General features: G+C 44.5%; 4 protein-coding genes. 3 read left to right on the top strand and 1 reads right to left on the bottom strand.

Annotation, left to right across the window (positions count from 1 at the left end; genetic code table 11):
• Both A3761_RS13020 and gspD read left to right on the top strand, forming a co-directional pair.
• On the top strand, window positions 1-562 hold a 562-nt coding region (locus A3761_RS13020), incomplete at its 5' end, for a type II secretion system protein N (protein ID WP_304439611.1).
• Window positions 563-618: 56 nt separating this feature from the next.
• Window positions 619-2,598 carry a type II secretion system secretin GspD gene (gene gspD / locus A3761_RS13015; RefSeq protein WP_231872239.1) on the top strand — a complete coding sequence of 660 codons (1,980 nt, stop codon included), beginning with the start codon at window positions 619-621 and terminating at the stop codon, window positions 2,596-2,598.
• A gap of 85 nt (window positions 2,599-2,683) precedes the next feature.
• Here the strand turns inward: gspD and A3761_RS13010 are convergent, their stop codons facing one another.
• A complete protein-coding gene (locus A3761_RS13010; RefSeq protein ID WP_068509039.1) occupies window positions 2,684-3,550 on the bottom strand; it encodes an HDOD domain-containing protein in 867 nt (288 codons plus the stop codon).
• A 172-nt stretch (window positions 3,551-3,722) separates the two neighbouring features.
• Here A3761_RS13010 and A3761_RS13005 point away from each other — a divergent pair.
• A partial coding sequence (locus A3761_RS13005; protein WP_197473040.1) for a class I SAM-dependent rRNA methyltransferase occupies window positions 3,723-4,489 on the top strand: 767 nt, incomplete at its 3' end.

Raw genomic sequence — 4,489 nt, 5'->3', positions numbered from 1 at the left:
TTTTATGTCAGAGCAGGCTGGCGCATCGGGTGCTATAGTAGAAGAGATTGGCAAGAAGGCGGATTACTATGGCATAGGTGATGCCCTACCAGGCAGGGCCACTTTGGAAGAGGTATATAGTGATCGTATTCTCTTGAGGCGTAACGGAAGGCTAGAAACTTTGGCTTTTGAAGAAAAGAAGAGCATCAAAGGCAGTAGCAGTTTTTCTAAGGTAACGCCGGTTAAAGCCCAGCCGAAAAGAAGAGCAAGGGTGGAATCAGTAGAAACGCCTCAGCAATTTATGGATGAGGCTGCAGAGCGCTTACAGGAAGATCCTGTCGCTGCATTGGGCTCAGTTGGGCTGAAAGCTTCTTCAGAGGGGTATGTTTACCAAGGTGGAAACCCAATGTTGTCGGGGCTAAATCTTAACAAGGGTGATGTGATACGCTCGGTGAATGGTCATAACCTTGGTGATATTCAGCGCGATAAAGAGTTAATGAAAAGTCTCTATGAGCAAGGTAGTTTGGAAGTAGAAGTGATGCGAGATGGCGCCAGCTTTTATATTAACTACCCTTTGAGATAAAAAAATTGCGGGCTCAAGCCCAGTAATGCAAATGACTTAAGTGTAAAGTGATTGTTATGAAGTCTACATTAGGAAAGAACATGTTCAGTATGGTCCGTCTCAGGTTGGTGCACTTGGTTGTTTGTGCCGCGCTGGTATTTAGCGGGAGTGCCTTCGGTGAGGAGCAAACCTGGAAGGTAAATCTGAAGGATGCGGATGTCAGAGCATTTGTTAGTCAGGTTGCCGATATAACAGGTTATAGCTTTGTTATTGACCCTCGAGTTAAGGGTAAGGTCACGGTTATTTCTAATGCTTCAATGAATAAATCTGCTGTTTACGAAATGTTTTTATCCGTCTTGGGGGTGCATGGCTTTGCAGCGATACCTGGCCAGGAAGTGATCAAGATTGTCAGACAAAATGATGCCAAGCAGAGTGCTCAGAACGATCGTTTTTTGAAAAAGGTACCATCAGAGCAAATCGTTACGCGGGTAATTCAGGTTAACAATGCTCGTGCTTTAGAGTTGGTTCCGATTCTTAGACCGATGGTGGCAAAATATGGACACCTTGCGGGTGTCGCAGCTGCCAATGCTTTGATTATTAGTGATCACCTGGCGAACATAAAACGAATTAGTAAGATTATTGATGAGCTGGATAGCCCTTCTAAATATGAACTTGAAGTTGTTCAGCTTAAAGAAGCATGGGTTGGTGATATGGTAAAGCTCTTAGAAGAGTTAGCACCTAGCGAGCTGAGTAAAGCTAAAGGAAAAAGTGGCGGCAATAAATTTAGTGTTGTTGCAGATCAGCGCAGCAATCGGCTTATCCTTCGAGGCGATGAGGCATTCCGGGAGAAAATGCGAGAGTTGATAGCCAAACTGGATCAACCTTCATCCACGGGTGGTAAAACCAAGGTAGTCCGACTTAAACATGCGGATGCTGGAGAGTTAGCTGAGTTGTTAAAGGGGCTAATGGGCGATATTAGTAGTGAGGGTGCTAAGGGTAAGGGTAAAAGCCAATCTTCAGAAGCGAGTGTTTATGCTGATGAAGGTTTGAATGCGCTGGTTATTAGAGCAGAACCTTCAGTGATTCAGGAGCTCGATGGTGTCATTGAGCAACTTGATGTTCGCCGAGCTCAGGTACTGATCGAGGCTGCGATAGTTGAAATTAAAGATGACCTGAATGACAAACTTGGTATTCAGTGGGCCTTGTATGATCAGGGTGCATCGGTTCCAGGTGTATTTACAAACTTCTCTGATGCGGGAATTGCGACGGCGAATGTATTGTCAGCGTTGATCGCGCAAGATAGCAGTGATGATGGTGATCTTAACGTCTCAGGTATTGGTGCGAGTGATGGTATTACCGCAGGTTTTGGGCGAACAAGTGAAAGTGGTGTAAGCTGGGGTGGCCTGATCCAGGCGCTTGAAGGTGATGCTAGCGCAAATGTTCTTTCTACACCTAAAGTGATAACCATGGATAATCAGGAGTCATCTATCATTGTTGGTGAGAATGTTCCAATTATCACAGGTCAGTCTACTTCTTCCGGTGCTGGAACGTCGGACCCGTTTACTACGATTGAGCGTCAGGATGTCGGTGTTAAGTTGATTGTGACGCCAAGTATCAGTGATGGCAATTTAGTTCGTTTGGAAATTGAACAGGAAATATCAGGCGTTTCTCCGTCAACGGCTGGAGCCGATATTATTACCTCGAAACGTCAGATTAAGACGAATGTTCTGGCTGATGATGGCGAGACTATTGTTCTGGGCGGCCTAATTCGTGATGACGAAACTTACCAAGAAAGCAAGGTTCCATTGCTGGGTGATATTCCCTGGTTAGGTGCTTTATTTAGAAGTACTCAGAAGGTTGTAAATAAGCAGAACTTGGTGGTATTCCTAAAACCAACGATTTTACGTGATAAAGCGGCCAATAAGGCTGTTGCCGTTGAGAAGTTTGATCAGCTATGGAATTTGAACTTGGCGATCAAGGAAAGCAATGGTGAAGATACTGAAGATTTAGTTAAACCTCAGCTTGATAGCGTATACCAAGGCATGCAGGTTAAGTAAAAGCCTTCAAAGGCTGAGTATTTATTTTCTTGAATAAAAAAGGGAGAGTCAGAGACTCTCCCTTTTTTGTTTTAAAGACTCTTGTTCAATAAACGGTGACACCCATTTCAATGAAACCTACTTTAAGGTCTTCGATATCGTAAGCAGTTAAGCCTAGGTATTCTAATATGTCATCTTGGCTATCTTCCCATTCCGGGTCGCTATCTTGTAGGCCAAGTACTTTGTAGTTTCCGCAAATATGCTCAGCCAGTTTAAGAACTGCCAGCAAGGTTTTCTGCTGCTGGTTTTTGCCGTCTTTAACTGCAAACACTTGCTTGGTGTTATGGTGTTCGGCAATAACTTGGCAGATATGCTCAGGGAGGTTCCATGACTTGGCGGTGAAATAACCGACGACACAGTGATTGGTGTTGAATTTTTCATTCTCTAAGTCAATGACTCGCTCATGCTGGCCGGAATAAGTTTTTTCCATGACGGTGATATAATCATCGAAGCGTGAAAGCATGAGAGGAATACCCGCATTATGGAACAAGCCTAATGCATAAGCTTCGTCTGGCGTGCGGTAGCCGACTTTTTTGGCAACCGCTGCGCAGACCATCGCTATGTCGTTTGCGGTATCCCAAAAAGAGGTTAATTCAATGATGGCTTCATCTGACATTTCACCTTTGATTGCCAGGCCATTCAAGATATTAATAACGGTATGAATACCCAGTAGTGATACCGCTTGCTCAATGGAGGTGATTTTATTTGCCAGACCATAAAATGGTGAATTAACAAATTTCAGCATGGTGCCGGATAAGCCAACATCCTTCGCGATTAAATTGGCTATTCGTTGAATATCCGGGGCCGGCATGATCTGTTCCATTTGTAAGTCCACAAGAATCTGGGGTTGTGGAGGTACATGAATGCCTTGAAGAATTTTTTTGACCTGGGCTTCGGTGAGTTGGTTGCTCATAATTTGCTGCTGCCTGTGACTTGCTTTATTACAAATACTGATAATTAACCTAGTAATTGTAGGATGAATTGAGAAATAAGCTAACGATGAGCAGAATAAAAATGGGCCTAAATCGGCTTGCTTGATATACTGCCGCCCAATTCAAGCTAACTAAAATATCGAGAGGTGTACGATGACTGACCAGCCTAAAACGCTTTGCCTGAATAAAGGGGCTGACAAGAGACTAAAACAGGGTCACCTCTGGATATATAGCAATGAGATTGATACCAAGCAAAGTCCCTTAAAACAGTTTGCGCCAGGCGAACAAGCTATTGTGGTCAACCAGGCGGGTAAAGCGATTGGCCGGGCTTTTATTTCTCCTGCATCACTCATCGCTGGTCGAATGATTAGCCGGGACCCTGCACAGGCAATGGACCAGTCTTTGCTCAGGCACAGGTTAAAGATCGCTTTGTCCCTCAGAGAGCAAGCCTTTGATGGGAATTCTTATCGCTTGGTTTATGGTGATAGTGATATGTTGCCTGGCCTGGTGATTGACCGCTTTAAAGACGTATTTGTTGTTCAGATTTCGAGTGCTGGAATGGAGTCTTTAAAGGATGAAATCGTTTCGGCACTTGAGAAGGTTTGTCGACCGAAAACGATTTTGTTTAAAAATAATGGCAAGATGAGATCTGCCGAGAATCTCGAGTCCTATGTTTCGCTTGCTATGGGAGAGGAGCTTGAAGACGCCGAACTGGAAGAGAACGGTGTTCGTTTTCTTGCACCAGTTATGAAGGGGCAAAAAACAGGCTGGTTTTATGATCACCGCATGAATCGGGCGCGCTTAAAAGACTATGTTAAAGGTAAGCGCGTGCTGGACTTGTATAGCTATGTGGGCGGTTGGGGAGTTCAAGCCGCTGCATTTGGGGCTGAGTCGGTTACCTGTGTAGATAGCTCTTCAAT

The organism is Oleiphilus sp. HI0123, from assembly GCF_001635315.1.
The sequence above is the reverse complement of the archived record's forward strand: the minus strand, read 5'-3'. Positions and strand labels throughout refer to the sequence as shown.

Excerpts from the sequence above, each read along its gene's own strand:
- gspD (WP_231872239.1), top strand. The coding sequence starts at position 619 with ATGAAGTCTACATTAGGAAAGAACATGTTCAGTATGGTCCGTCTCAGG.
- A3761_RS13010 (WP_068509039.1), bottom strand. The coding sequence starts at position 3,550 with ATGAGCAACCAACTCACCGAAGCCCAGGTCAAAAAAATTCTTCAAGGC.